Annotated in this window: 24 protein-coding genes and 1 riboswitch; of the genes, 15 read left to right on the top strand and 9 right to left on the bottom strand. The window is 57.9% G+C overall.

From position 1 onward, the window contains the following. Nucleotides 1–235: 235 nt before the first annotated feature. On the bottom strand, nucleotides 236–592 hold the full coding sequence (locus tag ACBR42_RS12925) for a TraK family protein (RefSeq protein WP_371208274.1): 357 nt from the start codon (nucleotides 590–592) through the stop codon (nucleotides 236–238). Nucleotides 593–825: 233 nt separating this feature from the next. Between ACBR42_RS12925 and ACBR42_RS12920 the strand changes: the two genes are divergently transcribed. Both ACBR42_RS12920 and ACBR42_RS12915 read left to right on the top strand, forming a co-directional pair. Next, nucleotides 826–1,206, top strand: coding sequence for a plasmid mobilization protein (locus tag ACBR42_RS12920; RefSeq protein WP_371208273.1), 381 nt, complete (start codon nucleotides 826–828; stop codon nucleotides 1,204–1,206). Nucleotides 1,207–1,281: 75 nt separating this feature from the next. Beyond that, nucleotides 1,282–1,542: a hypothetical protein gene (locus tag ACBR42_RS12915; RefSeq protein ID WP_371208272.1), complete on the top strand. Its 261-nt coding sequence runs from the start codon at nucleotides 1,282–1,284 to the stop codon at nucleotides 1,540–1,542. A 106-nt stretch (nucleotides 1,543–1,648) separates the two neighbouring features. Here the strand turns inward: ACBR42_RS12915 and ACBR42_RS12910 are convergent, their stop codons facing one another. The 3 genes from ACBR42_RS12910 to ACBR42_RS12900 form a co-directional block, all read right to left on the bottom strand. Next, nucleotides 1,649–2,860: an MvaI/BcnI family restriction endonuclease gene (locus ACBR42_RS12910; RefSeq protein ID WP_371208271.1), complete on the bottom strand. Its 1,212-nt coding sequence runs from the start codon at nucleotides 2,858–2,860 to the stop codon at nucleotides 1,649–1,651. A 3-nt stretch (nucleotides 2,861–2,863) separates the two neighbouring features. Next, entirely contained in the window at nucleotides 2,864–4,288 is a 1,425-nt protein-coding gene (locus tag ACBR42_RS12905; RefSeq protein ID WP_371208270.1) for a DNA cytosine methyltransferase, read from the bottom strand. A gap of 104 nt (nucleotides 4,289–4,392) precedes the next feature. Then, a complete protein-coding gene (locus ACBR42_RS12900; protein ID WP_371208269.1) occupies nucleotides 4,393–4,968 on the bottom strand; it encodes a hypothetical protein in 576 nt (191 codons plus the stop codon). A gap of 923 nt (nucleotides 4,969–5,891) precedes the next feature. Between ACBR42_RS12900 and ACBR42_RS12895 the strand changes: the two genes are divergently transcribed. Next, a complete protein-coding gene (locus ACBR42_RS12895; RefSeq protein ID WP_371208268.1) occupies nucleotides 5,892–6,131 on the top strand; it encodes a hypothetical protein in 240 nt (79 codons plus the stop codon). Between the two features lie 439 nt (nucleotides 6,132–6,570). On the opposite strand, the gene ACBR42_RS12890 is transcribed toward ACBR42_RS12895, so the two are convergent. Next, nucleotides 6,571–7,176 (bottom strand): hypothetical protein, encoded by a 606-nt coding sequence (locus ACBR42_RS12890; protein ID WP_243705317.1) that lies wholly within the window; start codon nucleotides 7,174–7,176, stop codon nucleotides 6,571–6,573. A gap of 631 nt (nucleotides 7,177–7,807) precedes the next feature. Here ACBR42_RS12890 and ACBR42_RS12885 point away from each other — a divergent pair. The 5 genes from ACBR42_RS12885 to ACBR42_RS12865 all read left to right on the top strand — a co-directional run bounded on the left by ACBR42_RS12885 (nucleotide 7,808) and on the right by ACBR42_RS12865 (nucleotide 15,539). Then, entirely contained in the window at nucleotides 7,808–9,475 is a 1,668-nt protein-coding gene (locus ACBR42_RS12885) for an OprO/OprP family phosphate-selective porin (protein WP_102323400.1), read from the top strand. A gap of 195 nt (nucleotides 9,476–9,670) precedes the next feature. After that, entirely contained in the window at nucleotides 9,671–11,815 is a 2,145-nt protein-coding gene (locus tag ACBR42_RS12880) for a bifunctional diguanylate cyclase/phosphodiesterase (RefSeq protein WP_254057876.1), read from the top strand. A gap of 159 nt (nucleotides 11,816–11,974) precedes the next feature. Next, a riboswitch (SAM-I-IV-variant riboswitch) is annotated at nucleotides 11,975–12,082 on the top strand. 41 nt (nucleotides 12,083–12,123) lie between these two features. Further along, nucleotides 12,124–13,071 (top strand): homoserine O-succinyltransferase, encoded by a 948-nt coding sequence (metA, locus tag ACBR42_RS12875; RefSeq protein WP_371208267.1) that lies wholly within the window; start codon nucleotides 12,124–12,126, stop codon nucleotides 13,069–13,071. A 155-nt stretch (nucleotides 13,072–13,226) separates the two neighbouring features. Then, nucleotides 13,227–14,402: a hypothetical protein gene (locus ACBR42_RS12870; protein ID WP_371208266.1), complete on the top strand. Its 1,176-nt coding sequence runs from the start codon at nucleotides 13,227–13,229 to the stop codon at nucleotides 14,400–14,402. Between the two features lie 60 nt (nucleotides 14,403–14,462). Continuing rightward, entirely contained in the window at nucleotides 14,463–15,539 is a 1,077-nt protein-coding gene (locus ACBR42_RS12865) for a glycosyltransferase family 4 protein (RefSeq protein ID WP_371208265.1), read from the top strand. Nucleotides 15,540–15,593: 54 nt separating this feature from the next. Here ACBR42_RS12865 and kdsA read toward each other — a convergent pair whose 3' ends face one another. From kdsA to tpiA, 4 genes are all read right to left on the bottom strand, one after another. Then, nucleotides 15,594–16,442 (bottom strand): 3-deoxy-8-phosphooctulonate synthase, encoded by an 849-nt coding sequence (kdsA, locus tag ACBR42_RS12860; protein ID WP_102324169.1) that lies wholly within the window; start codon nucleotides 16,440–16,442, stop codon nucleotides 15,594–15,596. Then, nucleotides 16,442–18,073: a CTP synthase gene (locus ACBR42_RS12855; protein WP_102323403.1), complete on the bottom strand. Its 1,632-nt coding sequence runs from the start codon at nucleotides 18,071–18,073 to the stop codon at nucleotides 16,442–16,444. The genes kdsA and ACBR42_RS12855 overlap by 1 nt, the downstream gene beginning before the upstream one ends. A 127-nt stretch (nucleotides 18,074–18,200) precedes the next feature. Then, nucleotides 18,201–18,497 carry a preprotein translocase subunit SecG gene (gene secG, locus ACBR42_RS12850; protein ID WP_102323404.1) on the bottom strand — a complete coding sequence of 99 codons (297 nt, stop codon included), beginning with the start codon at nucleotides 18,495–18,497 and terminating at the stop codon, nucleotides 18,201–18,203. A 37-nt stretch (nucleotides 18,498–18,534) separates the two neighbouring features. After that, nucleotides 18,535–19,278: a triose-phosphate isomerase gene (gene tpiA / locus ACBR42_RS12845; protein WP_102323405.1), complete on the bottom strand. Its 744-nt coding sequence runs from the start codon at nucleotides 19,276–19,278 to the stop codon at nucleotides 18,535–18,537. Here tpiA and ACBR42_RS12840 point away from each other — a divergent pair. From ACBR42_RS12840 to moaC, 7 genes are all read left to right on the top strand, one after another. Beyond that, a complete protein-coding gene (locus ACBR42_RS12840; RefSeq protein ID WP_162900459.1) occupies nucleotides 19,277–19,441 on the top strand; it encodes a hypothetical protein in 165 nt (54 codons plus the stop codon). The genes tpiA and ACBR42_RS12840 overlap by 2 nt on opposite strands. Nucleotides 19,442–19,544: 103 nt before the next feature. After that, nucleotides 19,545–21,479: a peptidylprolyl isomerase gene (locus ACBR42_RS12835; RefSeq protein ID WP_102323406.1), complete on the top strand. Its 1,935-nt coding sequence runs from the start codon at nucleotides 19,545–19,547 to the stop codon at nucleotides 21,477–21,479. Nucleotides 21,480–21,529: 50 nt separating this feature from the next. After that, the gene (gene trpE / locus ACBR42_RS12830) at nucleotides 21,530–23,050 is read left to right on the top strand and encodes an anthranilate synthase component I (RefSeq protein WP_162900533.1); all 1,521 of its coding nucleotides are present in this window, start codon (nucleotides 21,530–21,532) and stop codon (nucleotides 23,048–23,050) included. Nucleotides 23,051–23,151: 101 nt separating this feature from the next. Continuing rightward, on the top strand, nucleotides 23,152–23,748 hold the full coding sequence (locus ACBR42_RS12825) for an aminodeoxychorismate/anthranilate synthase component II (protein WP_102324170.1): 597 nt from the start codon (nucleotides 23,152–23,154) through the stop codon (nucleotides 23,746–23,748). Between the two features lie 4 nt (nucleotides 23,749–23,752). Further along, nucleotides 23,753–24,868 carry an anthranilate phosphoribosyltransferase gene (gene trpD / locus ACBR42_RS12820; protein WP_371208264.1) on the top strand — a complete coding sequence of 372 codons (1,116 nt, stop codon included), beginning with the start codon at nucleotides 23,753–23,755 and terminating at the stop codon, nucleotides 24,866–24,868. A 3-nt stretch (nucleotides 24,869–24,871) separates the two neighbouring features. Beyond that, nucleotides 24,872–25,750 (top strand): indole-3-glycerol phosphate synthase TrpC, encoded by an 879-nt coding sequence (gene trpC / locus ACBR42_RS12815; RefSeq protein WP_174234108.1) that lies wholly within the window; start codon nucleotides 24,872–24,874, stop codon nucleotides 25,748–25,750. Beyond that, nucleotides 25,747–26,238, top strand: coding sequence for a cyclic pyranopterin monophosphate synthase MoaC (moaC, locus tag ACBR42_RS12810; protein WP_371208263.1), 492 nt, complete (start codon nucleotides 25,747–25,749; stop codon nucleotides 26,236–26,238). Before trpC ends, moaC begins: the two co-directional genes overlap by 4 nt. The last annotated feature ends 42 nt before the right edge of the window (nucleotides 26,239–26,280 follow it).

The raw sequence follows: 26,280 nt of genomic DNA, 5'->3' as shown, positions 1-26,280 counted from the left end.
AGCCTCTCTGCGGTACTACCTGCGACACTCGCAGGTAGTACCGCGTCCCTATCTCTTAAATCGTTCATGCTTCATAGCTGAACCAGGCCAGAAGTATTCAGCAAGGCGTCAGTCGCCGGGAGCTTACCTTTCAGCGGGGGATATGTCTGCAGCGACGTTCTTCGCCATAGGGCGCGGTCGAGAGACGAGGCCGTTTAAACGCTACGAGAAAAGCGTTTAAACGGCATGCAATTCATTATTTCTCTGTATCGTCCACAGGAGACAGCCAGTAGGCAACGAGCTCAGGATCAGGGCTCGGATGGAAGTTTAGCGGTCTTGGGCTGAAAGCGTGGCGTTTGGAAGGCGCCTTTGGGTTTTGTTTTTCAAAAGCTGTAAAGGAGGCAGAAGGCGGCTCTTTTCTGGGGCTCTGGTAGGACAGTCCCAAAATAAATTTTCTGACGTGCCGCGTGAACTGACTGTAGCTCATTTGAAGGGCATCGTGATGTTTTTGGAAGATATCTGACCTGTTGTACCCTTGCTCCATCTCTTCTGCGATGGCGGTTTTCAAGGCGAGAAACCTCACGCGAGCCATACCCCTTTTATTTGGCGTCATTGTAACCACTCCCAAAGCATAGCCTGCCTGTTGAAGTGCGAATATGCGCTAATATAATCCAATATACGCAATTATAGGCGAATATATGCGAAAATCTCCTTGATCGTGAGGCCAAGATTGAATTCGCGTATAATCGCATATTATCGCGCGATGTTTGAAAGCAAGATAGGTTGCCGTATATACGGCAACGTGTTTATTCGCCTGCGGCTCAACGCTGGATGGAGGGTAGTCGCTTGTCTGAAACAGAGAGAAAGCGCCAAAAAAATGTTGGCCCGAGATCGGGGCAATGTATCCCAGTCAGGGTGACAGTCGAAGAAAAAGAGCACATCAATCGGACTGCCCGGCAGGTTCGGCTTCCTGTTTCCACCCTGCTTCGGAAGCTGGCCCTTGGCTATGAACCGCCGAGCATGATTGACCTTGATACCCTCTCGACCCTCACCCGATTGCGGGGCGACTTTGGGCGGTTGGGTGGTCTCTTGAAATTGTGGCTTGTGGACGCGCCCGGCCAAGCTGTTCCAGAGAGCGAAGTGAGAGTCGCGCTCGATACGATTTTGACTAAGCAACGCGAGCTTTCGAGCCTTATTATAGCCATTGAGAAAGCTACTGGTGACTGATGGATCTTTTGGCATGGCGTCATGGGAATAATACAAGAGTGTCCAGAAAATTGTGGTTCGCGGCGTCGTACAGCGATGATCGAGAAGTACTACAGGCAGATCATCGAAATGAGCACGGAGCCGCAGGACATTGGCTTGTTCAAGTCTGAAGCCCGTTATGAAGGGACCAAGGTGAACGAAAATGGCAAGGTGAGAGCGCTCCCGGACTGGGATGGCCACCTGCTATGTAACGAGGCCGGCAAGTACCTTGCTGAACTGAATGACCGGGACCGGACGATAGTCGAGACAGAATCGGCAAAGCCGGGGTTCTCGTTCTGGTATCGCAACCCGCAGTAGTCTGGGCAGGCTTCGTTGGGGATTGCCTATGAAAAGACGGGGAGATATGGTATTGTTTGCTCGAATTCTTTGTTTTTTGCCACGCAGGCGGATGACTCTTCCCTCGTCATGCGAGGGCATAGATCTTACTTGGCGGGAACAATAAGTCGAGCGAACCGGTTTTGATTTTGAACGATGGCCCGCGTTCATAGGCACGCCCTGAATCCAGCCGCTTCATTATATGGTCCATCGTGATTTCACCCTGCTCGACGAGAATGTCGAACTGCGAGCCTATCGGTTTCCTAGTGTGTATCACGTCCATGAATTCGAAATGCTCGCGGCCATCAATGTGATGAACCTTTGCTCCAACCCAAAATGTTTCGGCGTGTTTTTTCTCAAGGGCGGCGCGCAACTCTGACAAGTACCACGATGCAAATGCGCTATGTTCCGTGGTGGTCGAAACCTCGTTTAATATGCCGTTTTTATCATCGATCTTGAACGTGAGCCCCTGCGAGTTCACGTTAACCGCGCTGACCGTACAGTTTAGACGGTCGCGGCCATTTCGGAAATATCCGAAGGTGTCGAGCACCTCCTCCATGCTGTTGAATTTGCTGATTTCCCAGTTGGGAACCTTCGTGAACAGTTGCTTCCGGTTCTCTCGGGACTTGGGCTTTTGTCGGTACGACTTCAGCTCAATACCCTTGTAATCGGGCTCACGTCGCGCGTTCATGGCAATACCAAGCGCGGCCTCAAGGGTACGCCCGATGGCAGTGTCCGCTCTTTCGTCCATGATTGAAGGAACATAGCCGCCCGCTGCAATGATACGGAGCTTACCCAAGAGCTCGTCTGCGATGCTAGTCGCCTTGGTACTGATATCTTGAAGAATATCCCATAAGGGGCCGCTTCTTTGGATATCCAGCACATGGGCCACGTCAACCTGTGTGAGGTTGATAACCACGAGCTGACCGTCGTGCTCCGTGACAGCAAGCATGTCATCCGGATTGGCATAATGATGCAGTTTAGAAAACCAGATTCGTGGATCGCCGTCCTTGGTAGGCTTAGCCTTCGGCTTATACAGGGATGCAGGAGCATTGATTTTCTCCTGTTCGCTGACAAGAAGGGCCTCGATCTTGATCCCGTTCTCACGTGCACCGCGACCTTGGAGTTCGAAGTCGTGTAATCCGTTCTCCTTGAGGTAGTTTCGAACGGGAGCCGTGGCGTCCATGTAGCCTTTATCCAAGGCGGTCCATGTCGGCTGTAACAGGGTAATATCAACGGACTCGGCAGTAAGGCGCTTCATCTGTTGCCGCTCGATGGCGGTGAGCTGACGAAGGGGCATTGCCTATCTCGCTCCCAGCGCCTGATCCAGAATTCCTCGGAAGTGATCGCCCACTTTTTGCGCTAATCCAACGGGAACGGCGTTCCCGATTTGAGTATACTTCGGCACTTCCCGGTCGAAAATTCCTTCGAGCGGATTCCCTGCGCGACGGATGCCGCCGGTTGTGCGCTTCCCTGCAAAACGGTACCAGTCCGGGAATAATTGAAGTCTGGCCCATTCACGCACGGTTAGAATGCGAGGTTGGCAGTAATGCACGTAGTCGTCAGGCAAGGAAGTCGCGGTCATGTTCGGCTCTTTATTTCCCCAGAACGGTGGCAGAACCCTCTGCGAGAACTTTCTGGTCCGGTAATGGACTGGAATCTCACCATTATTCGCAAGCATATGGTCGAACTTATCAACTACTGCCCACTTGTGCTTAGAGTACTCTTGCTCGGTAAGCCGCACCCGACCATTCGGCTCCCAGAGGGGAGGCGTCCGCAGGTGCTTCTGGATAGGCGTGCGTGCCGGACGCGGATAGCTTGTTGTCTCGAAAGGGCCAGATGAGAACTGACCAGACCGCAGCGTCTCCGCAACGCTTTCGTCTACTAGATCACCAAGCAAGTCTTGCAGGTCTGGGAACGATCCCGGTTCACCGGCAGGAAGGAACCCGCATTTGACCGCATCTTCTTCATCAGCCTCAGGCTTGAGTGAAGGGCAGGCTTCCAAGATGTCTTTACGGATCCCGACAAGTAGAACTCGTGGACGGTTCTGGGGGACACCATAATCCTTGGCAAATACCAGAGACCAGCGGACTTCATACCCAGGGATCTGCCGAAATGCAGCCTTGACGTCAGGCCAGATCGGCTCTCCACCTTCCCGTGTCCACTTTGCGTTCAACAGCCCCCGAACGTTCTCAAACAAGAAAATTCTGGGACGCAGGCGGCAAATGATTTTTGCCATACGACCGTACAGCACATTCGACGGAATTTCCTTGCGGTCAACAGCATAGGACCGACGGATGCCGATGCCAGAATACCCTTGGCAGGGGGGGCCTCCAGCCAAGACGTCTAGGGAACTGCCGCTACCACTTTCTGGACTACCCGTGTCAAAGCGAAAGTCGACTTCGGGCATAGTGCTGAGGTCCGAAACCATTTGCTCAAGACGCTTCCCCTGAAGCTCATGCGCATCATGGCAGCGCAACGCATGGTTTTTAGAGAACATCTCGCCCCCGAGCTTGTGGTGGCGGTTCTTGAGGTAGGTTTGCATCGCATCTGTGTTCAACTCACTGACAAACAGCGGTGTAAACTTGGCGTTTTCGAACCCCATGGACAGACCGCCACATCCAGCGAAGAGGTCAACCATGGTATATAAGCCAGAACCATCCGGATTCCGAAGGCGATCTCCGCCTGCAGACTCCTGGTGGAAATTCTCTGTAGCCACTTCACCCATATTGTTTTTATCCGCCTAGATGCTGCCTATCTAAACCATTAGCATATCTTGTCCCAGAGGTCCAGGTGCTCACTACAGGGGGCAGGGGTCATCGGCGAAAAAGCTTACGTGACAGCTTCTCCACGGAAAATTTTTAGCATTTGTTCACAGGTGAGCAGCTTCTCCATGTTCACGTTAAGGCATGCTGTCCAGAACTTAGTCCCGTTGTCAGGATCAACATCTCCCGCATTCCAACGCCTTCCCTCACTGTCCAAGGTATCGATGTCAATTCCTCCGACTAGATAGGCTGCTTCGAAGCGTCGGATATCTTCGATGGCACTTCTCCGGTCCCGCTCAAGAGATACGAAAAAATAATAGCTCGGCCTTTGGTGTTCATGGTTGTAGAGTGGGACAGAGTTGTCGTGAAACGGCTCTGGTTTTACAGTTCGATCCTTTGTTTTGAGGTCCAGAGAAAAGCCCTTTTCTCCAATTAAATAATCGTGTGTTGTGGTATCTCGACAGTCTTCGAAAGAAATGTTGTTCCGCAATAGGAAGGATTCGAATACAATTTCACCGATGCACCCAACGATATTTGCCTGCTTTTTCCGATGCGAGTTTTGAAAAATGGGTAGGGCGTCGGCCCTAACCTGAGCTGCTTCCAACAGTTCTGTGGTCAGCAAAATTTTATGTGGTGTCCACACGATCTGCCCAAGGTCCTGCTAAATGATTAAAGTCGGGAGACTATCCCGTTTATTTTTGAAATGAAAGTCTCCTCGGGCTATTACCCGGCCCAAACGGGCGGCCCCCAAGAACTGGGGAGCGAAGGGGGGGGGAGCCGCCACAGGCGCTGTCACGTTAACGCTACGTATTACACCTTAGTTAATGTGACAGCTCCGGCGTAGGGACAGGTGTAACAGAGCCGCCCGCTACGACAAACTGAAACCACCTTCCTCACAGCCGTTCAATTCGCATCAGTCATAACCCTGCTTAACTGACGACACGCCGTAGGGAGAGGCCCTATGAGTCCGGACGCTCAAAATTGAGTTTCAAGAGGTGCATCGCAGATAAAATGGTATTTTCCATTGTATTCATACACTGTTAATTTTTAAGTTACTGATTTGTAATAGGAAATATTATCCATTGATAATAGAGCGGGAGTGAGGAAAAGCTGTTTTCAATAAATAACGCGTCTATATTATAAATATATTTCATTTTTATTATCCTTCAGGATTCGTGGCCGTTTAGGTATGTGTCCTGGAGGATTTTTTTTATGGTCAGGTCCGATAAAGAGTTCTGATTCCCTGTTCTGGTAATGCAGTTTTTATTTTATATTACTGTTCGGGCTGGCATAGGTAAGGAGATTAAGTGAGGTCTCCCAAAACGGGATGCTGGCCCATTGTGCGAGGGGTTGCGGGCGTTTCCTGAGCGAACGGTTATTGAAGTGCCACTCACATTTAGCAAGGAAGAGATGAAAGTCTTTTCGTGGTCTTCCATTGTAGTGAAGTAAGTGATGCTTCGCCTGGCGTGGCTGATCCTTTCATGAAGGAACCCAGAGATATCAATCGTCCGGTAGGCGTGCCATACGTCTGAATAAACGATTGGATCTGGACGTATTTTCCTTCGAATGAGCGACATGGGCTTCCCGCTTCCCGCTTCCCGCTTCCCGCTTCCCGCTTCCCGCTTCCCGCTTCCCGCTTCCCGCATCGGGGATCATCACGGCATGGACGTGACCACCGCGCTTGAGAAGCCCGAAGACGGCGACTTTTCCGGCGGTGCCCCGGGGCTCTTTTGTCTTTACGGTATCCGCCGAAATAGCTCTCGTCGACTTCGATCTTTTCTTCAGGAGCATTATGTCCGGCAATGATTTCCCAAAGCTTGCGGTAGAACTGGGTCGCTGTATTGCGATTGACGCCGATGATCTCCGCAGCACTGCGCGCGGACGTGCCTGCAACGAAATACTCCAGAAAGCACCTTTGGGCGGCAAGTACCAACCGGATGCGGCGACGTGCTGTCATACGACATATCAAGCCTTTATTGGCTTGCTTATGCCAACCCTATTTATTGAATGCTATAATATAAAATCATAATTCTGTTCAGAAAACAGAAGGTAACTGTAGCATCTAAGGAGATAGAAGAAAATAAAGTATGGAGGCAGCGTTCATATATATTACGGTACGATCTCAGTTTTGAAGCGTCTCAAACGGGCTTTCGATCCTATGTCGCTGTCCATAATAGCAACGAAGTTTGGAGTGGGCGTGCAATTCCGGATGGACTGTATGAACAGATAAAATGTAGGTCTCATTTCATTTCGGGACAGTCTCTGTGGTTTTGATGTTGGCATTCTGTAGTGGCTGTGGGGTGGGGTTAGAAGAAGTGACGACCGACTTTGTTGTTCCCCCTAACGTCTGCTGCATTTCCTGCCGGATATGGTTGCATTTTTTGGTAAAAGTACTGGCCTGTGCCGCAGTCATGAAATTGATTATAAAAGCGCCAACCAGAGAGCAGAAGGATAGAGCAATAATAACCTGTCCGGTTACTGTGATTGTTGCATCATAATATTCCGCTGAATACCATAATAGAAAAAGGCTGATCGCGGCCCCGATGAAGCCCAGTATTCCGGTATAATGAATGAGGGTATCTTCTTCATTGCTGAATGAGGAAGATTCCTGCCATAATAAATACAGTTTCTCATTCATTTCCTCAACCTGACAGTCATGTTCAAGCTGCTGGGCGTTGATTAGCTTTGCTGGGGCCGTGCGGTACATGGCAAGTTCCTGCTGCGCCTTGCTAAAGATGCGCCTACGCTCCTTGATGGCAGGCAGACTGATATCCACAAAGCTGAGAATGGCTACATTCAGGCCCGCCGATAACTGCACGACGGCCTGAAAATCTCCCCATGTCTGGCTCACCCGATTTCCCCAATGCTCTCACATAGACGTGAATATATTACATTACGGAAAGGCAAAGCAGCAGAGCGCAAAATCGTTAGGCAGGATTGCATCCTTCATCTGGGCTGCTTTAGGGCTCTCTTACCATCAGGGGAAGATAAGCGGTGCAGCGACGCTTCGTTATCCAGCACGTTGTTCTGGGCATAAATAATTGTAATTTATAGTTAATTTCAGAATGGAAAGAATAACGATGGATGCCGAAACTGTGGCAGTTCCCCATATGAAGGAGAATAAAAATAGGTTTTCATGGAAACCGGTCTCTGGAAGGGCGGGGCAGTAATATTATGATCTTCGGAAGATTACGTCTTCCTGATCTCAAAAAACATCGCGACTGAATGTCGCTTTATAGCCTGTTCTTACAGCAGGACATGAATGATGTGGTTCCCAACCGATCAGACCGGGGTTCCATTGTCATAAAGGCTATTCAGTTCAGCAGATATATGAAAATAAAAAGAAAAGCGCATTCCATATTCTATAAAATATAGTGCGCGCAGCATGTCATAAATCCTTCATAAAACTGTATTGGAAACATAACACACAGAATTGTGCGCCCATTCTAAATGAACCCATCCTTCATTACGGAATGGTTAATATGATTCGCCGGTCTGCTGTATCGCTTCTGCTGGGTTCTTCTGCCATCTGGGGTCTTTCCTCGATCAACCAGGCGTATGCGGCATCCGCGTCGGATGCGCAGATCCTCGCCCTGCAGCACGAGATGCAGGAAATGCGCCGTGAAATGTCGGGCCAGATCAGCGTGCTGCGCCAGCGCCTTGTCCGTGCGGAAGCGCACAACACCCCGGCGGCCAATGCAGCCCAGGCCCGCCGCGTGGCGGCCAGTAAGGGCCAGCCGCTGCCCGACAGCTATGCGCAGGACATCCATATCGGCGGCGACAGCGGCATGGGCGGAAATCTGGGCAGCGTGATGCAGAAGGCCGATCTGGGCACCCCGCCGTCGGATCGTGGCGTCTCGTCCTCCTGGGCGTCCTTCCGGGCGGCGAACGAGAAGGAAGAGGCCGTGCATATGGGGGGCATGATGATCGGCTTCCCCGGTGGCCGTCCCACCATCTCGTCCGAGGACGGGATGTACGCCATGTCCATCGGCCTGGCCTTCCATGAGGATATCGGCGGCTTCATGGGCATGTCGCCGCGCCGGGGCGAAACCCGTGGCGATTTCTCCAGCCTGACCGAAAACGCCCGTCGCCTGCGTATTCCCATCTCGTTCCGTTACAAGGACTGGATCGCCAACATCACGCCCGATTTCGGCAACGGGTCGGCGGACGGGTCGACCACGCTGTATGAAGCCAACGTCAACTATGCCGGTTTCCACAACACGATCCTGACGGCGGGTTACTTCCAGCCGCGCGTGACGGAAGAAGATTCCGAAAGCTCGAACGAGTTCGAGATGATGGAACGTCCCGCCATCACCGATATCGTGCGTAACATCGCGGCAGGCGATGCGCGCATGAGCATCGGTGGCCTGCATTACGACAAGCGTTGGTGGATCGCCGGTTACCTGACCGGGCAGAGCTATGGCGCGCGTAACGGCACCGGGGTGACGGACAGCCAGACGGGGGCGACCTTCCGTGTCGCGGGTCGTCCGTACATGTCCAAGGACATTGACGTGCATGTTGGCCTGTCGGCCATCAGCGCCTTCAAGGTTGCGGAAAAGAGCAATGGCCGCAGCTACGCCTTTGCCGAAGGGCCGGAAGTCAACCTGACGACGACGAAGTTCCTGAACCAGACCGTGGGCAATGTGGGCAGCATCTGGTCGGCGGGTCCCGAACTGGGCTTCCGCTGGAAGCGGCTGGTGCTGAAGGGTGAATACTACCATATCGGCGTCACCCGTGGCGACAATACCGGCGGCAATGTCGGCAACCAGCAGAGCGTGAACTTCTCCGGTTATTACGGCGCTGCCAACTATACCCTGTTCGGCAAGGGCCGAAGCTACAACATCAAGGAAGGCGCCTTCGCGGCGCCGGGTGTGGACCATGTGTTCGACCCGCTGCACGGGTACTGGGGCGCGCTGGAACTGTCCGCGCGGTACAGCGTGGCGGACCTGAACAGTGGCCTGAACACGGCAGGCGCCGTGCGTGGTGGGCAGCAGACGGTCTGGTCGGCGGGGCTGAACTGGTATCCCAACCGTCACTTCCGCTTCATGCTTGACTTCAACCACATCATCGTCAGCCGCAACAGCCAGCTTTACGATCTGGTCGGGCGGGACGGAAACTCCGTCGCCGGACGTATTCAGGCCGCTTTCTAAAACGGGACATATTTCATAATTCAGTCATAACGACCTTCCAGTTCACAAGATGTTTTACCTGTATCCCCGCATGGATGTACCGAAATGCGGGGATACTTTATTTTTCAGATACGTAAATATGTTCAGAGGGCAGATAGAATAATCAACAAATGTAGAAATAATATATCTGTGCTGCATATATGTGGAAAATGAATAATGAGCGTGGGCTTCGTAGAGAAAACCCGTAATAGTTTTCTTTCAATGGGGGATATTGCCAAGAAGGGGCCGATTGTACGGCCAGATGACCCCGGTGAGTGCCTGTTTACCCTGTTCCGTAATGATGAAGCCCTTCTGCTTGTGACCGTCATAAACACGGAAGACGAACCTGTGGGCCTTGTGGAAAGGCAGGCTTTTTTTCTCAAGGTTTCGGGTAAATTTGGACATGCGCTTTTCAGTCGGCGGCCTGTTGCCCTTCTGATGGATGCAAGCCCCGTTATTATTGATGCGCAGGTTTCATCATCCGATTTTACGGCTCTTGCATTGCGTGGGCAGGCATCTGACCTTCTGCGTGGTTATATTGTTACTGAAAATGGGCGCTATCTTGGTACGGGATCGGCGCTTGACCTGATCAGTGCTTCCCATTCCAATGCAATTGCATCAGCCGCGAGCCTGAAGCATTCAGCCGAAGAGTTACGCAAGGCCAACCGGAAGATTTTACGCGACAAGCTTTTTATTGATACGATCATAGAAAATATTCCCTCTGCCCTGATCGTACGTTCCATCCGGCATGAACGTCCGGTTCTGGTCAATCGGGCGGCTGAACACATGATCGGATGTGGGCGGGAGTTATTACTTAGAAAGAACGTAGACAACATATTCTGTGAAGATGAAGTCGGGCATTTTCTGGTTAACCGTCCGGATGTGGACCAGCAGGGAGAGGCCGAAAAGACACTGCGCAACAATCAGGGCCACAGACGGGTGGTTTCCACCCGGCGGGTCATGATTACGGATGAAAGCGATGCGCCACGATGGGAATTATGCGTTGCGGATGATGTGACGGAACAGCGTAATGCCCAGCATCAGGTGGAACAGTTCGCGCATTACGACCCGCTGACCGGTCTGGCCAATCGTGCCCTGTTCAGTTCACGTCTGAATGCGGGTTGCCGCAAAGGGCTGAATGCAACATTGCTATGTATCGATCTTGATTACTTCAAGACGGTCAATGACGTGTACGGGCATGCGACGGGTGATGCGTTGTTGCGACTTGTCGCGGCTCGCCTGCGGGCATGCAGTCGGGAAGAAGATCTTGTCGCCCGTCTGGGCGGGGACGAATTCGCCATTATCTGGCCTGCTGTCCCCACGCAGGCTGAACTGAAGGGCCGGGCGCGCGAAATAGTCGAGACCGTGGGGCGGCCTTATATTATTGACGGCCATCATATCGTTATTGGCGCAAGTATTGGCGCGGCGCTGTATCCGTTTGACGCGGATTCATCAGAAACATTGCTGCAATATGCAGATATAGCACTTTATCGCGCCAAATCGTTGGGGCGCAATGGTTTCCAGTTATTCGATGCGGAACTGCGTGATGAGATCCAGACCCGTGCCCGTCTGGGTAACGAATTGCGTGCCGCCATTGCGAATGACGAACTGACCCTTCATTTCCAGCCGCTGTACACAATGCCGGGGAACCGGATCTGTGCATGTGAGGCCCTGACGCGGTGGCAGCATCCCGTGCAGGGGATGATACCCCCGGACCAGTTTATCGGTCTGGCTGAGGAAAACGGCCTGATACACGATCTGGGGGAATGGGTCCTGCGGGCTGCGTGCAGGGAGGCCGCGACATGGCCGGAACACCTGAAGGTGGCGGTCAATGTTTCGCCAATACAGCTTCGTAATCCGCGATTTGTGGATATAGTTGAAAGCGCGTTGCAGCAGGCTGGCCTTGAGCCGGCACGTCTTGAGATCGAGATTACGGAAAACATCTTCGTCCAGAATAGCGCGACCAATCGTGATATCCTGCAAAAGCTGGGTGAGATGGGATGTGGCATCGTGCTGGATGATTTTGGCACGGGGTATTCCTCGCTGGGTTATCTGCGTTCCTTCCGGTTCCAGAAAATCAAGATTGACCGCTCCTTTGTGCGTGAACTGCCGGAAAAGGGGGCGTCCAGTATTATACAGGCCATTATCAACCTGGCGCATGGCATGGATATTCCGATCACGGCGGAAGGCGTGGAAACGCAGGACCAGTGGGCGCAGCTTAACGCGCTTGGCTGCAATCAGGTGCAGGGCTTCCTGCTTGGCAGGCCGCAGCCTGCTGACAGCATCCGCCAGCATATCCAGTGCGCAGCCGAAATGGTATGATGTAAGGGGGCGAGGCCAGACTTCGTGCCCTTGTCATGTAATGTCCGGCGGGTAAGGGCAGGGGACATATAGGCACAGCCGTTTTTTTACGGGAGGAGGGGAGCAGTTCTCCGTCCCGCCATAAAAGCTTGCCGTCGGGGCGGAAAATGCCTAGCATCGCACCTGCATCAAGAGTTGGGGCGACGCCCAACGCCAACCTGCCGTTCCGGGCAAGGTGGCGCTCCTGAAAGGGAGGATGTGGCCGAACCGGCAACCAAACGGAGCAAGCCACCATGTCGTCCCTGCCTGAATGGAGGAACGACGTCGCAATGCCTATCAGAATTCCGGATGATCTTCCCGCCCGCAGCACGCTTGAGGCTGAGGGCGTTATGGTACTGGGTGAGACCGACGCCACGCGTCAGGATATCCGCCCGCTGCGTATCGGCCTGCTGAACCTCATGCCCAACAAGATCTGTACCGAGACGCAGATTGCCCGTCTGGTCGGGGCGACGCCGTTACAGGTGGAACTGACGCTGGTACGTATCAACAGCCATGTGCCGCGCAATACGCCAGCCGATCACATGACATCGTTTTATCGGGCATGGGAAGATGTGCGTGATGAACGGTTTGACGGCTTCATCATAACAGGTGCGCCGGTTGAGCGGCTGCCTTTTCATCAGGTGAAATACTGGGACGAACTGCGGCGGATATTTGACTGGACCCAGACCCATGTGCACCGATGTTTCAATATCTGCTGGGCTGCGCAGGCGGCGGTGCATCATTTCCATGGCATGCCCAAGCATGCGCTGGCGGAAAAGGCGTTCGGTGTCTATGACCACCGCATTCTTGTTCCATCCTCACCCTATCTGGTCGGGTTTGCCGATGACCTGTCCATTCCCGTCTCCCGCTGGACCGAGGTAAGGCGGGCCGATATTCCGGCCCACAGTGGCATGACCGTACTGGCGGAAAGTGCGGATACGGGTCTTTGCCTGCTTGATGACCCGGATCATCATGCGCTGCATATGTTCAACCATCTTGAATATGATTCCACCTCACTGGCGGATGAATATTTCCGGGATCGGGCGGCGGGTCTCGACGTTTCCGTGCCGTATAATTACTTCCCCGGCAACGATCCCGAACTGCGCCCCATAAACCGCTGGCGTGGTCATGCCCATCTGCTGGCGGGGAACTGGATCAACCAGATTTACCAGACCACGCCCTTTGACATATCAGCGATCGGTCGGGAGGCAGTCGTGCGCGATAAGGTGCCTGCATAAAAGGGGGGCAGTAAAAACGCCGAGGGGGCAGGGATGGCTGTCCCCTTCATGCCATGCGGCGGATGGTATTTTCCGAAAGGAAAGGGAGCGTGACGGGCACGGGACAGGTGATTCACACCTGTTCTTTTTTGTAAAATTACGTCACAAGTCCGGGCATGACGTTACGTAATCTCAGGATCGGGTTCCTGTTCAATCATGACTGCACCCATCAGGTTTCCCATACCGCCCCGATAGTTTCCGAGCTTGTCCGCCTGGGGCAGGATGTAACGGTCATTACCTCCTCAATCGAGCAGGAAGCCCACGCACGCCGGACAATAGGGGCGTGTTCGGACCGCATCAAGTATGTCCGCATTGACATAAGCCGGTTGTCCAAGGCGATCAATGTGGTCGCCCGTGCTGTCGTGCCCTTCCGCCGGATTGCCAATCTGCGGGAGAATGTGGACCTGTTTGCAGGCTTTGACGCACTGGTGGTGCCGGAGACGACATCGGCCCTGCTGAAAAGCCATTTCCGGCTGGATACCAGACTGATCTATTTTCCCCATGGGGCTGGCGACCGTTCGATCGGCTTTCGGGACGTGACGCGGTTTTTCGATCTGGTCCTGTTGCCCGGAACCAAGACCCGTGACCGGATGCTGGAAAAACGGCTGATCCGCCATGGTCATCATGCGGTGGTGGGGTATCCCAAATTCGATACCGTGGATATGGCGACGCGCAAGCGCTTTTTTGATAACGACCGGCCCACCGTTTTATACAATCCGCATTTCGATCCCGTCCTGTCCTCGTGGTGGGATATGGGAATGGAGGTGCTGGAATGGTTTGCGGGACAGGATAAATACAACCTGATCTTCGCCCCGCATGTCATGCTGTTTCGCAGGAAGATGCATATTTCGGTCGAACACCGCCGCATGCGCCTGCGCAGGCTGATCCCCCCGCATTTACGTAACCTGCCCCATATCCGTATCGATACCGGCAGTCCGTATTCAGTGGACATGTCCTACACGCTTGCGGCGGACATCTATCTGGGCGATGCCAGCAGCCAGATCTATGAATGGATCTGTCAGCCGCGCCCGTGCATCCTGCTCAACAGCCATGGCGCACGGTGGCAGGGTAATCCCAACTATGCCCACTGGAACATGGGGCAGGTGATCGACCGGGTGGCTGACCTGCCGCATGCGCTGGCGGTGGCCCAGGAACAGCAGCGCGTATATGCGCAGCGGCAGGAAGCAGCCTTTCAGGCCACATTCCATACTCAGCCCCCCGAAACCGCTGCCCAGCGCGCGGCCCGTGAAATCGTTTACTTTTTGTCACAGGATAAATCCCCCGCCGCCTGATGGGCGGGCGGGTAATGCGGTATGTTCTTCTCCAGCCTGAAAGGGGCAGTCGAGAGAAATATGCGCATTGCTTACATAATCAATACGTTTGAAGGGGGTGGCGCAGCCTTGCCCATTCCGGCCATTGTGGATGTGTGCCGGGGGCGGGGGCATGACGTGCATGTTGCCGCCCTGATACGGCGCAATGGTCGTGCCGTGCCCGCAATGAACAGCGCTGGCATAACAGGCAACGTGCTGGCGGCGGATACGGCTTCTGCCCCCCGGATACTGCATGCACTTGACCGCTGGGTCCGGCGCGTAAGGCCGACCCATATCTGGACATCCCTGACGCGGGCGACGGTACTGGGGCAGATGGTGGGCGCGCGACAGGGCATACCCGTTGTAAGCTGGCAGCATAATGCGTTTCTGAAACCTGCGAACCTCGCGCTGTTACGGCTGATGAAAAAGCGTAGCCGGCTCTGGATCGGGGATTCCGATTTCGTAACCGAACTGACCCGTAAAAGGCTGGGACTGGCGGATAGCGAACTGGCGTGCTGGCCGATTTTTCGTACACGCCCTGACATTCAGCCTGCGTCCCCATGGGCAGCGGGGGAGGAGATACGGATTGGCACGCTGGGGCGCCTGCATACGGCCAAGGGGTATGACATACTCTGTCGCGCCCTTGTCCTGTTGCGGGCTGCTGGCGATCTGCCACCATTCCGCGTCATGATCGGTGGGGAAGGGGCCGATTATCCGGCCCTGCGCGACTTCTGTGTCCGACATGGTCTGAAAAACGTACAGTTCATGGGCTATGTCGAGGATACTGCCGCGTTCCTGCGGTCATGCCATCTGTATGTGCAGCCATCGCGCCGGGAAGGGTTCTGCATTGCCGCGCATGAAGCCATGAATACGGGGCTGCCCGTACTGGCCAGCAATGTGGGTGAGATGAACCACTCCGTACAGGATGGCGTGACGGGATGGAAAATACGCCCGCAGCGCCCGCAGGAACTGGCGGATGCGCTGGCGGTTGCCTTGCGTCACCCTGAACAGCTTGCCGCGATGGGGCAGGCTGGCCGCGATCTGGTCATGCAGCGTTTCAGTCCGGCGGCCTTTGCGCAGGCGGGGGAAGCCATTCTCCAGCGTATGGAGACGCTTTGAACGCCGCCAGCGGCCCCGCATTGTTACGGAGCGGCCGTTTGGTGACGGATCGATTTAGATAATTTCGTCCGGCTGGATCAGCTTGGTCAACTGGTCATATCGCTGCAGGCAGGTCAGCAGGTCTTCCATGCACGAAAGCGGCAGCATGGTCGCGCCGTCGCTGGGTGCGTGGTCGGGGTCGGGATGGGTTTCGATAAATACCCCACCAACCCCGATGGCCAGCGCGGCACGTGCAAGGATGGGCGCGAATATCCGCTGTCCGCCCGAAGACGACCCCAGCCCTCCCGGCTGCTGAACCGAATGGGTGGCGTCGTAAATGACCGGATAACCCGTCCCCGCCATGATCGGCAGGGCGCGCATGTCATTGACCAGCGTGTTGTAGCCGAAAGACGAGCCACGTTCGCACAGCATGATGCGTTCATTGCCGGTGGAGGCGACCTTGGCGGCTACGTTCGCCATGTCCCACGGGGCAAGGAACTGGCCTTTCTTGATGTTGATCGCAGCGCCGGTTTCCCCCGCCGCCAGCAGAAGGTCTGTCTGGCGGCACAGGAAGGCCGGGATCTGGAGCACATCCACCGTTTCGGCAACGATGGCGCACTGGTCAGGCTGGTGAACATCGGTCAGGACCGGCACGTCGTAACGCTGGCGCACCTGCCCCAGAATATCCAGCCCGCGCGCCATGCCGACGCCGCGCGCACCGTTGATGCTGGTACGATTGGCCTTGTCGAACGAGCTTTTGTAGATCAGCCCGATACCAAGGCGCGTGGTGATCCCGTGCAGCGCATCAGCCACTTCCAGCGCATGGCTTGCCGATTCGATCTGGCAGGGGCCAGCGATCAGCACGAAGGGGGATTCGTTGCCAACCTTCAGCGAACCGATGGATATGGTATGACTGGTCGCCATCATTTCGCCGCCGCTTTGGCCACGGCCGCCCCGATAAAGCCGGAGAAAAGCGGATGCGGGTCAAACGGCTTCGACAGCAGTTCGGGATGGTACTGCACCGCGATGAACCACGGGTGGTCGGGATATTCCACGACCTCGGGCAGGATATCGTCGGGCGACATGCCTGAAAAGCGCAGGCCCGTCTTTTCCAGCTTGTCGCGGTAATGGACGTTGACCTCGTACCGGTGACGGTGGCGTTCACGGATGTCCGTGCGGCCATATGTATCGGCTGCACGTGAACCCGGCGCCAGTTTGGCGGGATAGGCCCCCAGACGCATGGTGCCGCCCATCTCGCCGCCTTCGCGGCGGCGCAGCAGTTCATTGCCACGCGCCCATTCGGTCATGAGCCCGACCAGCGGCTGATCCGTCGGCCCGAATTCGGTGGAGGACGCATCGGCAATGCCCGCAAGGTTGCGCGCGCATTCGATCACCGCCATCTGCATGCCGAAGCAGATACCCAGGAAGGGTATGTTGTTTTCGCGCGCATAACGTACGGCGCGGATCTTGCCTTCGGACCCGCGTTCGCCAAATCCGCCGGGTACCAGTATCGCGTCGCTGCGGGCCAGCATCTGCACGGCGTCGTCCGACTTCTCGAAGCTTTCCGCCTCGACCCAGTTCAGCCGCACGCGGGCACGGTTGGCGATCCCGCCATGCTGCAGGGCTTCGATCAGGGATTTGTAGCTGTCCAGCAGGGCGGTGTACTTGCCAACCACCGTCACGATCACTTCGCGGTCCGGGTGGCGGACGGCGTCGACAATCTTTTCCCACCGCGACAGGTCGGGATCAGGCGTGGTGGGCAGGCCGAAATGGCGCAGCACCTCGGTATCCATCCCTTCCGCATGATAGGAGATGGGGCAGGCATAGATCGTGTCCACATCGCGCGCGGCGATTACGGCCTGCGGGCGGACGTTGCAGAAGCTTGCGATCTTGCGGCGTTCGTTTTCGGGAATTTCCCGGTCCGAACGGCAGACCAGCATCTGCGGCTGGATGCCGACATTCTGCAGTTCCTTGACGGAATGCTGCGTCGGCTTGGTTTTCAGTTCGCCCGCCGCCGCGATCCACGGCAGCAGGGTCAGGTGAATGAACATCGTCTGGTCAGCCGCAAGGTCGTTGCGCAACTGCCGGATGGATTCAAGGAAGGGCAGGCTTTCGATATCGCCGACCGTGCCCCCGATCTCGACGAGGACAAAATCCAGATCCTCGGTATCCGCCACGATCGTTTCCTTGATCGAGTCGGTAATGTGGGGGATGACCTGCACGGTCGCACCCAGATAATCGCCACGCCGTTCGCGCGCGATCACGCCGGAATAGATCTGCCCCGTGGTGGCATTATCCGCCCGGGTGGCATGCACACCGGTAAAGCGTTCATAATGGCCAAGGTCGAGATCCGTTTCCGCGCCGTCGTCGGTCACGAAGACCTCGCCGTGCTGGTAGGGACTCATCGTCCCCGGATCGACATTCAGATAGGGGTCAAGCTTGCGCAACCGGACCCGATAACCACGGGCCTGAAGCAGGGCAGCAAGGGCAGCCGAAGCGATGCCTTTGCCGAGGGAGGACACCACGCCGCCGGTGATGAATACAAACCGCGTCATGGATGGCCTTCCTACACTGCCTGCGCGCCTGCTGCAAAGGCTACGATGGGGAATGGGGGAAAAAAATAAAAAAAGCCCCCGCGCCGTGCACGGGGGCCATTCGTCCTGCCCGGACTGACCGGACCGGTCAGTTGGTGCTGGCGGGGCTGGAGGATGCCGGGGGCTGGGACAGGATGTCATGTCCGGTACCGGTGGACGCCCCGCGGTTCATGACCGCAAGCGCCAGCGACAGCACCATGAAGGCCGTGCCCAGCACCGCGGTGGAGCGGGTAAGCAGGGTGGCCGTGCCCCGGCCGGACATGAAGGAGCCCATGCCCTGTGACCCGCCGATTCCAAGCCCGCCGCCTTCGCTGCGCTGGATCAGGATGGTGCCGATCAGCGCGATGGTGACAAACAGGTGCAGTAAAAGAAGAACTGTGATCATGCGTCTTTCCAGTTGATCCCCGCTGGCCGCGCGGCAATCACGATGCGCGGGCGGCGCGGACAAGCGGCACGAAGGCATCGGCCTTCAGGCTGGCATTGCCCACCAGCGCCCCGTCCACGTGTTCGACAGGCAGGATATCGGTGACATTGCGTTCGTTGACGGACCCACCATAAAGGATTCGGATCGTTTTGCCAGCTTCCCCGAACTGGCGCACCAGTTCCGCGCGGATAAAGGCGGACATGTCGGCAATATCCTGCTGCGACGCCGCCGTGCCGGACCCGATGGCCCAGATCGGCTCATACGCCACGATGCCCCTGAAACCCTGCGGCAGGGACCCCTGGATCTGCCAGCCCACTGTCTCCTGCGAATCCCCGGCGGATCGCTGGTCGTCATTTTCGCCAACACACACGATGGGGGTCAGGCCCGCTTCCATGGCGGCGACGGCCTTCTCGCGCACCGTCTCGTCCAGTTCGTGGTGTTCGCCCCGGCGTTCGGAATGGCCCAGAATGACATATTCTACCCCAAGGTCCACCAGCATCGGGGCTGAAATGTCCCCCGTATGCGCGCCCGCCCTGTCCTGATGGCAGTCCTGCGCGCCCAGGGCGATTCCGGCCCGTTTCAGGGCGGGGGCCAGACGGGCAAGCTGCGTGAAGGGGGGGCATACGACAACATCGGCCCGCGTGGGGAGTTCACCCAGTCCCTTCACCAGACCGTCCACCAGCGCATCGGCATCAGCGCTCAGCCCGTTCATCTTCCAGTTGCCGACAATGATCTGCTTCATGCTTCCACTCCTCGGCCCGCGCCCGCGCCGCGTTATCCGCATTGTCTGCCGGGCATGGCCATCATGGGCGGCAGCCTACACCATGGCGGCCCCGGCGTTGCAACCCGCACACATGCACAACGGATGCGCGGGCATGGTAGTGCTGGTCAAACCGGCGGCGTGACCGTATGGTGCGCGACCGGAAAACAGGGTGCCCGGCAGGGGGCGCATCATGCGCATGCCATTTTCCGTCCGCCTTATGTCTTGGTCCTGGTGCAGGGTTTTTCATGCTTTCTTTTCTGTGTCGCGTGTTTATCGATTCATGGGTGGGACGCATCATCGCGGGGCTGTTTTTCCTTGCCTTCATCGGCTGGGGGGTGGGCGACGTGCTGATGGGTATCGGCACGGAACGCGCCGATGTCGCCGCCCGCGTGGGGGGCAGGCCCATTCTGGTGCAGGCTTACCAGAACGCGCTCCAGTCCGAGATGCCGCAGGTGGCGCAGTCCATGCACCTGTCCGATCCATCGCAGATCCCCCCCGGCACGCGTGAGGAAATTGCCCGGCAGGTGCTCCAGCGCCTCGTGCTGCAGGCTGAAATCGCGGAAGCGGCGGACCGTCACGACCTGATCGTTCCCGATTCCGTTGTGCGTGACGAGATATTCTCCATCCCCGCGTTCAAGGGGCGTGACGGGCATTTCGATCGTGCGCTGCTCAATGCCCGCCTGCGCAGCACGGGCATGTCGGAAGGCAGGCTGGTTGATCTGGTGCGGCAGGAACAGGCGTCGCGCGTGCTGCTGCAGCCGATTCGCGATGGCGTGGGCGTGCCGGATGTCATGGTCCGCCGCCTGTTCGATTTCGAGGCCCAGACCCGCACCATCGACCTCGTGCGCGTGCCCTTCGCCAGCCAGCAGGTCACGGCCATCCCGACCGATGCCCAGCTTGCGCGCTATCATGCCAATCATCCGTGGGAATTCCATGCGCCGGAATACCGGCATGCGCGCATCGTCGTTCTTTCTGCGGATACGATCGGCCACCAGATCGATATATCGGATGCCGACCTGCACAAGGCGTATGAAGCACAGGCCCAGACCTTCAACGCGCCCGAACGCCGTAACGTGCAGATCGTGACCGTGCCGACACAGGAACGCGCCGCAGCCCTGCGCGCGCAGTGGGCAGATGCAGGTAGCTGGGCGCTGGTGCAGAAAAACGCGGGCAAGGACGCAGCCGCCGTGGAACTGCCCGGCGTGCGCCAGAGCGATGTTCCTTCCACTGATCTTGCGAAGCAGATTTTCTCCGCCCCCGCCGATGCGACGCAGGGACCGGTCAAAAGCGAAGGCGGCTGGGTTGTCTTCCGTGTAACCGGTGTCACCCCCGCGCATGTGACACCGTTTGATGAGGTGAAGCAGGCCCTGCATGACCAGATTGCGCATGGCCGCGCGCAGGCGCTGCTGGGTGATCGCGTGCAGAAGGTGCAGGACGCGATCGCAGGTGGTGGTCTGGATGCCATTCCTGCCGATCTGGGTGCCGCCGCCGTGTCGGGCGAGCTTGACCAGAATGGCATGACCCATGAAGGCGCGCCGGCCCCGATACCCGGTGGTGATGCTGCGCGGCAGGCAATCGTGGCACGCATCTTTTCACAGGCGAAAGGCGCCAGTCCGGAACTGGTGCAGGGGCCTGATGGCGTATGGTACGCGGTATCGGTCGATAGTGTGACGCCAGGCCATGACCTGAGCCTGACCGAGGCCGGTCCGCGCGTTGCCGCCGCATGGCAGGCTGAAGCGCGCCGTCACATGGCGGACCAGCAGGCGACCACGTTCTATACGCAGGCAGCAGGGCAGGGCGGTCTGGCCCATGTCAGCCCGGCCATTGCGGGGGTTGAACACAGCCAGCCGATTTCGCCCATGCAGCCTTCGCCGGAAATCCCGCGTGAGGTCGCGGCCCTGATCTTCCGCCTTGACCATCCGGGACAGAGCGTGATGACGCAGGCAGGTGATTCCTACGTGATCGCAACGCTGACGGCGATCAACCATCCCGACCCCGCCACGCAGAAGCCGCTCTATGATCGCGTGCGCGCCGGGCTGGCGCAGTCGATGGGCGATGATATTGAAATGACTTACGGCACGGCGCTTGAGGGCATCGTAAAGCCCAAGCCGAACAATTCCGCCATCCGCGCGGTCATGACCGAGGTTACGGGTAGCCAGAACACGGGAACAGGACAGTGACAGCAGACGCATCGCGCATACGCCCTTCCTTCCGGCAGCCGGATGCTGCCATGCGTGCGGCGGCACTCGCCGCGCTGCGCAAGGGTGATGCCACGGTTACATGGCGCGTCGAGCCTGCCGACCTGCTGACACCTGTGGCGGCGTTCCTGCGGCTGTCGCATCTTGCGCGCAGCCATGGCGGGGCCAATGGCGGCCATAATGCGTTCCTGCTGGAAAGTGTGGAAGGCGGGACGTCACGCGGGCGCTATTCCGTAATCGGTCTGCTGCCCGACCTGATCTGGCGCTGTCACGATGGTCAGGCCAGTATCTGCCATGACCCGGCGGCAGGCGTGCATGAATTCGTGCCGGAGGCGGACGCCCCGCTGGTGTCCCTGCGCCGGATGCTGCACGAAAGCCGGATGACCCTGCCCGAAGAACTACCCCCCATGACGGGTGGCGTCTTCGGTTATCTCGGTTACGACATGATCCGGCAGGTCGAATACCTGCCTGATATGCCTGTCGATGATCTGAACCTGCCTGAAGGGATACTGATCCGTCCCGGCCTGTTCGCGATATTCGATACGGTGCGCGACGAACTGCTGCTGGCCGCCCCGCTGCGGCCGCAGGCGGGCGTCGCGCCAGAAGCGATATGGGATGATGCGCAGGCCCGGCTGCAACAGGCCCGCGCCGCGCTGTCCACCCCCGTCGAACTGCCGGAAGGGAACGAGGGCGAGATCGCGCCCCCCGTGCCGGAATCAAACATGACGCGGCAGGCATTCTGCGACATCGTGCGGCGCTTGCAGGATTACATCGCGGCGGGCGATGCGTTCCAGATCGTGCCGAGCCAGCGTTTCAGCGCGGCGTTCAGCCTGCCGCCGTTCGCGCTGTACCGCGCGCTGCGCCGGATCAATCCGGCACCCTTCCTGTTCTATCTCGACCTTGACGGGTTCAGCCTTGTCGGTTCATCGCCGGAGATACTGGTCCGCCTGCGTGAAGGCACCATGACCGTCCGCCCGCTGGCCGGAACCCGGCCGCGTGGGCGCACGACGGAAGAGGATCTGGCGCTGGAAGCCGAACTGCTGGCTGACCCGAAGGAGCGCGCCGAACACCTGATGCTGATCGATCTCGGTCGCAACGATGTCGGGCGGGTGTGCGAACTGGGTTCGGTCAAGGTGACGGAACAGTTCGTGATCGAACGCTTCAGCCATGTCATGCATATCTCGTCCAACGTGGAAGGGCGGCTGCGTCCCGATCTGGAGGCGCTGGACGCCCTCATGTCGGGCTTTCCCGCAGGCACGCTGACTGGCGCGCCCAAGATCCGCGCCATGGAAATCATTGATGAGGTTGAACCGACCCGGCGCGCGACCTATGCGGGGTGCATCGGCTATTTCGGCCCTGATGGTGACATGGATACCTGCATCGGCCTGCGCATGGCGGTGGTGAAGGATGGCCGGATGTATGTGCAGGCCGGCTGCGGCGTGGTGGCGGACAGTGTTCCCGATGCGGAATACGAGGAAACCCGCCAGAAAGCCCGCGCCCTGTTCCGCGCGGCGGAGGAAGCGGTCCGCTTCGCCACGGGCGACGCCGGATAAGGCGATTTTATAACATCCGCGAACGTGATATGATGTCTTGAGACATGCCGGGTCAGGCCCGAAGGTTTGACCCGGCCCAGCGGAAAAGCCATGATACGACCATGCTCCTTCTGATCGATAATTATGACAGCTTTACCTTCAACCTCGTCCACTATCTGGGGGATCTGGGGGAAAAGTGCGCCGTCTACCGCAATGATGCGATCAGCGTGGCGGACGCGCTTGCGCTCCGCCCGGAAGCCATTGTCATCTCCCCCGGTCCGTGTTCCCCAAACGAGGCCGGGATATGCTGCGACCTGATCGCGCAGGCCGCGGGGAAGGTGCCCATATTTGGCGTCTGTCTGGGGCATCAGGCCATAGGGCAGGTTTTCGGCGGCAAGGTCGTGCGTGCGCCAGTGCCCATGCACGGCAAGGTCTCGCCCGTCTATCATGACGGGACGGATATCTTCGCCGGTGTGCCCGACCCGTTCAACGCGACCCGCTATCACAGCCTGACCATCGATCCCGACAGCCTGCCCGATACGCTGGTGGCCACTGCCCGGTCATCCGACGGGGTCATCATGGGACTGCGGCACGCCACCCTGCCGATATTCGGCGTGCAGTTCCATCCCGAAAGCATCGCTTCCGAACATGGCCACGACATCATGGCCAATTTCCTGTCGCTTGCGCGGGGCAGGAACACACCGCGCAAGGCTGCCTGACCGTATGTCCGGCATTACGGACGCGGCACAGGGCCAGCAGGCGGAGTTCAGGGATATTCTGGCGGTCCTGCTTGCACAGCGGGACCTTTCCCCTGCCATGGCGGGGGTGGCGTTTGAACAGATCATGGATGGCGCGGTGGGCGAAATACCGCTGGCCGCCTTCCTGACCGCGCTGCATATCCGTGGGGAAACCGTAACCGAACTGCATGCCGCTGTCCGCGCGGCGCGCGCGCGCATGCTCGCGGTGCCGGGCATGCCTGCTGGTGCGCTGGATGTGTGTGGCACGGGCGGGGATGGTCTGGGCACGCTCAATGTGTCAACCGCCGTGGCGTTCGTGCTGGCGGCCCTTGGGGTGCCGGTGGCCAAGCATGGTAACCGGGCGCTGTCGTCGCGGTCCGGGGCAACGGATGTGCTGCTGGAACTCGGCGTGCCGCTGCCCGTCGGCAATGCGTCGATAGGCCGGATGATGGATGCCTGTGGTGTCACGTTTCTCGCGGCCACCAATCACCATCCCGCCATGCGCCACTTCGCGGCAGTACGGCGCGGGCTGGGCTTTCGCACCATTTTCAATCTGATCGGTCCGCTGTGTAATCCCGCGGGTGTTACGCGCCAGCTTGTGGGGGTGTTTTCCCCCCAGTGGCTGGACGTGATGGTCAAAACGCTGCACGAGGCCGGGTCCGATCGTGTATGGGCCGTAAGCGGCGCCTGTGGCGATAGCCGGTTTGTGGACGAACTGACGCTTGCCGGTCCCACGCGGGCCTGCGTGCTGGAAGATGGCCAGATCCACAACCTGACTGTCTGGCCGGAGCAGACGGGACTTGAGCCCGCGCCCATCGACGCCATAGCCGGTGGCACGCCCGCGCATAATGCGCGTGTAATGCGGGAACTGGCGCAGGGCGCGCGCGGTGCCTACCGCGATACCGTGCTGCTCAATGCCGCAGTGGCATTGCATGTGGCGCAGCGGGGCGACAATATCATTCATGGTGGCGCGATTGACTATGCCGCCTTGCGTGGGAACATCGCCATGGCTGCTGATGTTCTCGATCGTGGTGCGGTTCTGGCCGTGCTGGACGCTGTCCGGAGTTTCCGGGTGGATGAGCCTAACAGAGTAACAGGGTAGAAAATGAACGACACGCCAATGACCTCCCCCCAGACAGGTAGTGTCCAGCCAGCGGATGTAGACAGCATCCCCGATGTTCTGGAGCGTATCTGTGCACGGACACGGGTGGACGTGGCGCAGCGGTCAAAGGTCATGACGCTGAAGGAAATTACGTCCCGTGCGCGTGAAGTGACAACGCCACCACGCGGTTTCGGACAGGCGCTGAAGCAGAAGACCGCCGATCACCAGATCGGCCTGATCGCGGAAATAAAGAAGGCGTCGCCTTCCGCCGGTATCCTGCGTCCCGACTACGAACCGACGCTGATCGCGCAGGAATATGAAAAGGCGGGGGCCGCCTGTATCTCGGTGCTGACCGAAGGGTCATGCTTCCATGGCAGCGCGGAGGATCTGAGCCGGGTGCGCGAAGCATGCAAGCTGCCGCTGCTGCGCAAGGACTTCATCGTCGATCCGTGGCAGGTGCATGAAAGCCGTCTCATCGGGGCAGACTGCATCCTGCTCATCATGGCGATCCTGACCGATGCGGAAGCGGCCGAACTGCTGGACATTGCGCGCGGACTGGACATGGATGTGCTGGTTGAGGTGCATGACGAACAGGAACTCAATCGCGCACTGGCGCTTGATACATCCTTGATCGGCATCAACAACCGCAATCTCAAGACCCTGCAGACCGATATCGAAACCACCCTCCAGCTTGCGCCGCTGGTGCCGCCTGACCGGATCATCGTATCCGAAAGCGGCATCCGCACGCATGCGGATGTCATGAAGCTGAACGCGGTTGGGGCATCGGGTTTTCTGGTGGGGGAAAGCCTGCTGCGGCATGAAGATGTGGGGGCCGCCGTCCACGCCCTGCTTGGCACGCAGCCGGACGGGGCCGGCGCATGACATCGGGTGGCCTGTCGCATCTGGATGCGGCGGGGCATGCGGTCATGGTCGATGTATCGGCCAAGCCCGATACCCGGCGCGAGGCCGTGGCCCATGGTCTGATAAAGATGCGCCCGGAAACGCTGGCCATGATCCTGTCGGGACAGATGCCCAAGGGGGACGTGCTGGCGACCGCGCGTATCGCGGGTATCATGGCGGCGAAGAAAACATCGGATCTGATTCCGTTGTGCCATCCGCTGGCCATTTCCTCCGTCACGGTGGATCTGGGCCCGGATGCGGCGGGGCAGGGGGTCGAGATCACGGCGCGCGTCCGTACCACCGGGCCGACCGGCGTGGAAATGGAAGCCCTGACTGCGGCCTCCGTTGCCGCCCTTACACTGTATGACATGTGCAAGGCCGTGGAGCGGGACATGGAAATCTGTCAGATACACGTGATCCATAAATCCGGCGGGGCTTCCGGAACTTATAACCGTGCGACAGGTGCATGACGAAAGGCGGTTACGCCCGGCAGTCGTGACGGTCGTGCTGCG

Source organism: Komagataeibacter sp. SM21 (genome assembly GCF_041402665.1).
Lineage (GTDB): Bacteria > Pseudomonadota > Alphaproteobacteria > Acetobacterales > Acetobacteraceae > Komagataeibacter > Komagataeibacter saccharivorans.
The sequence above is the reverse complement of the archived record's forward strand: the minus strand, read 5'-3'. Positions and strand labels throughout refer to the sequence as shown.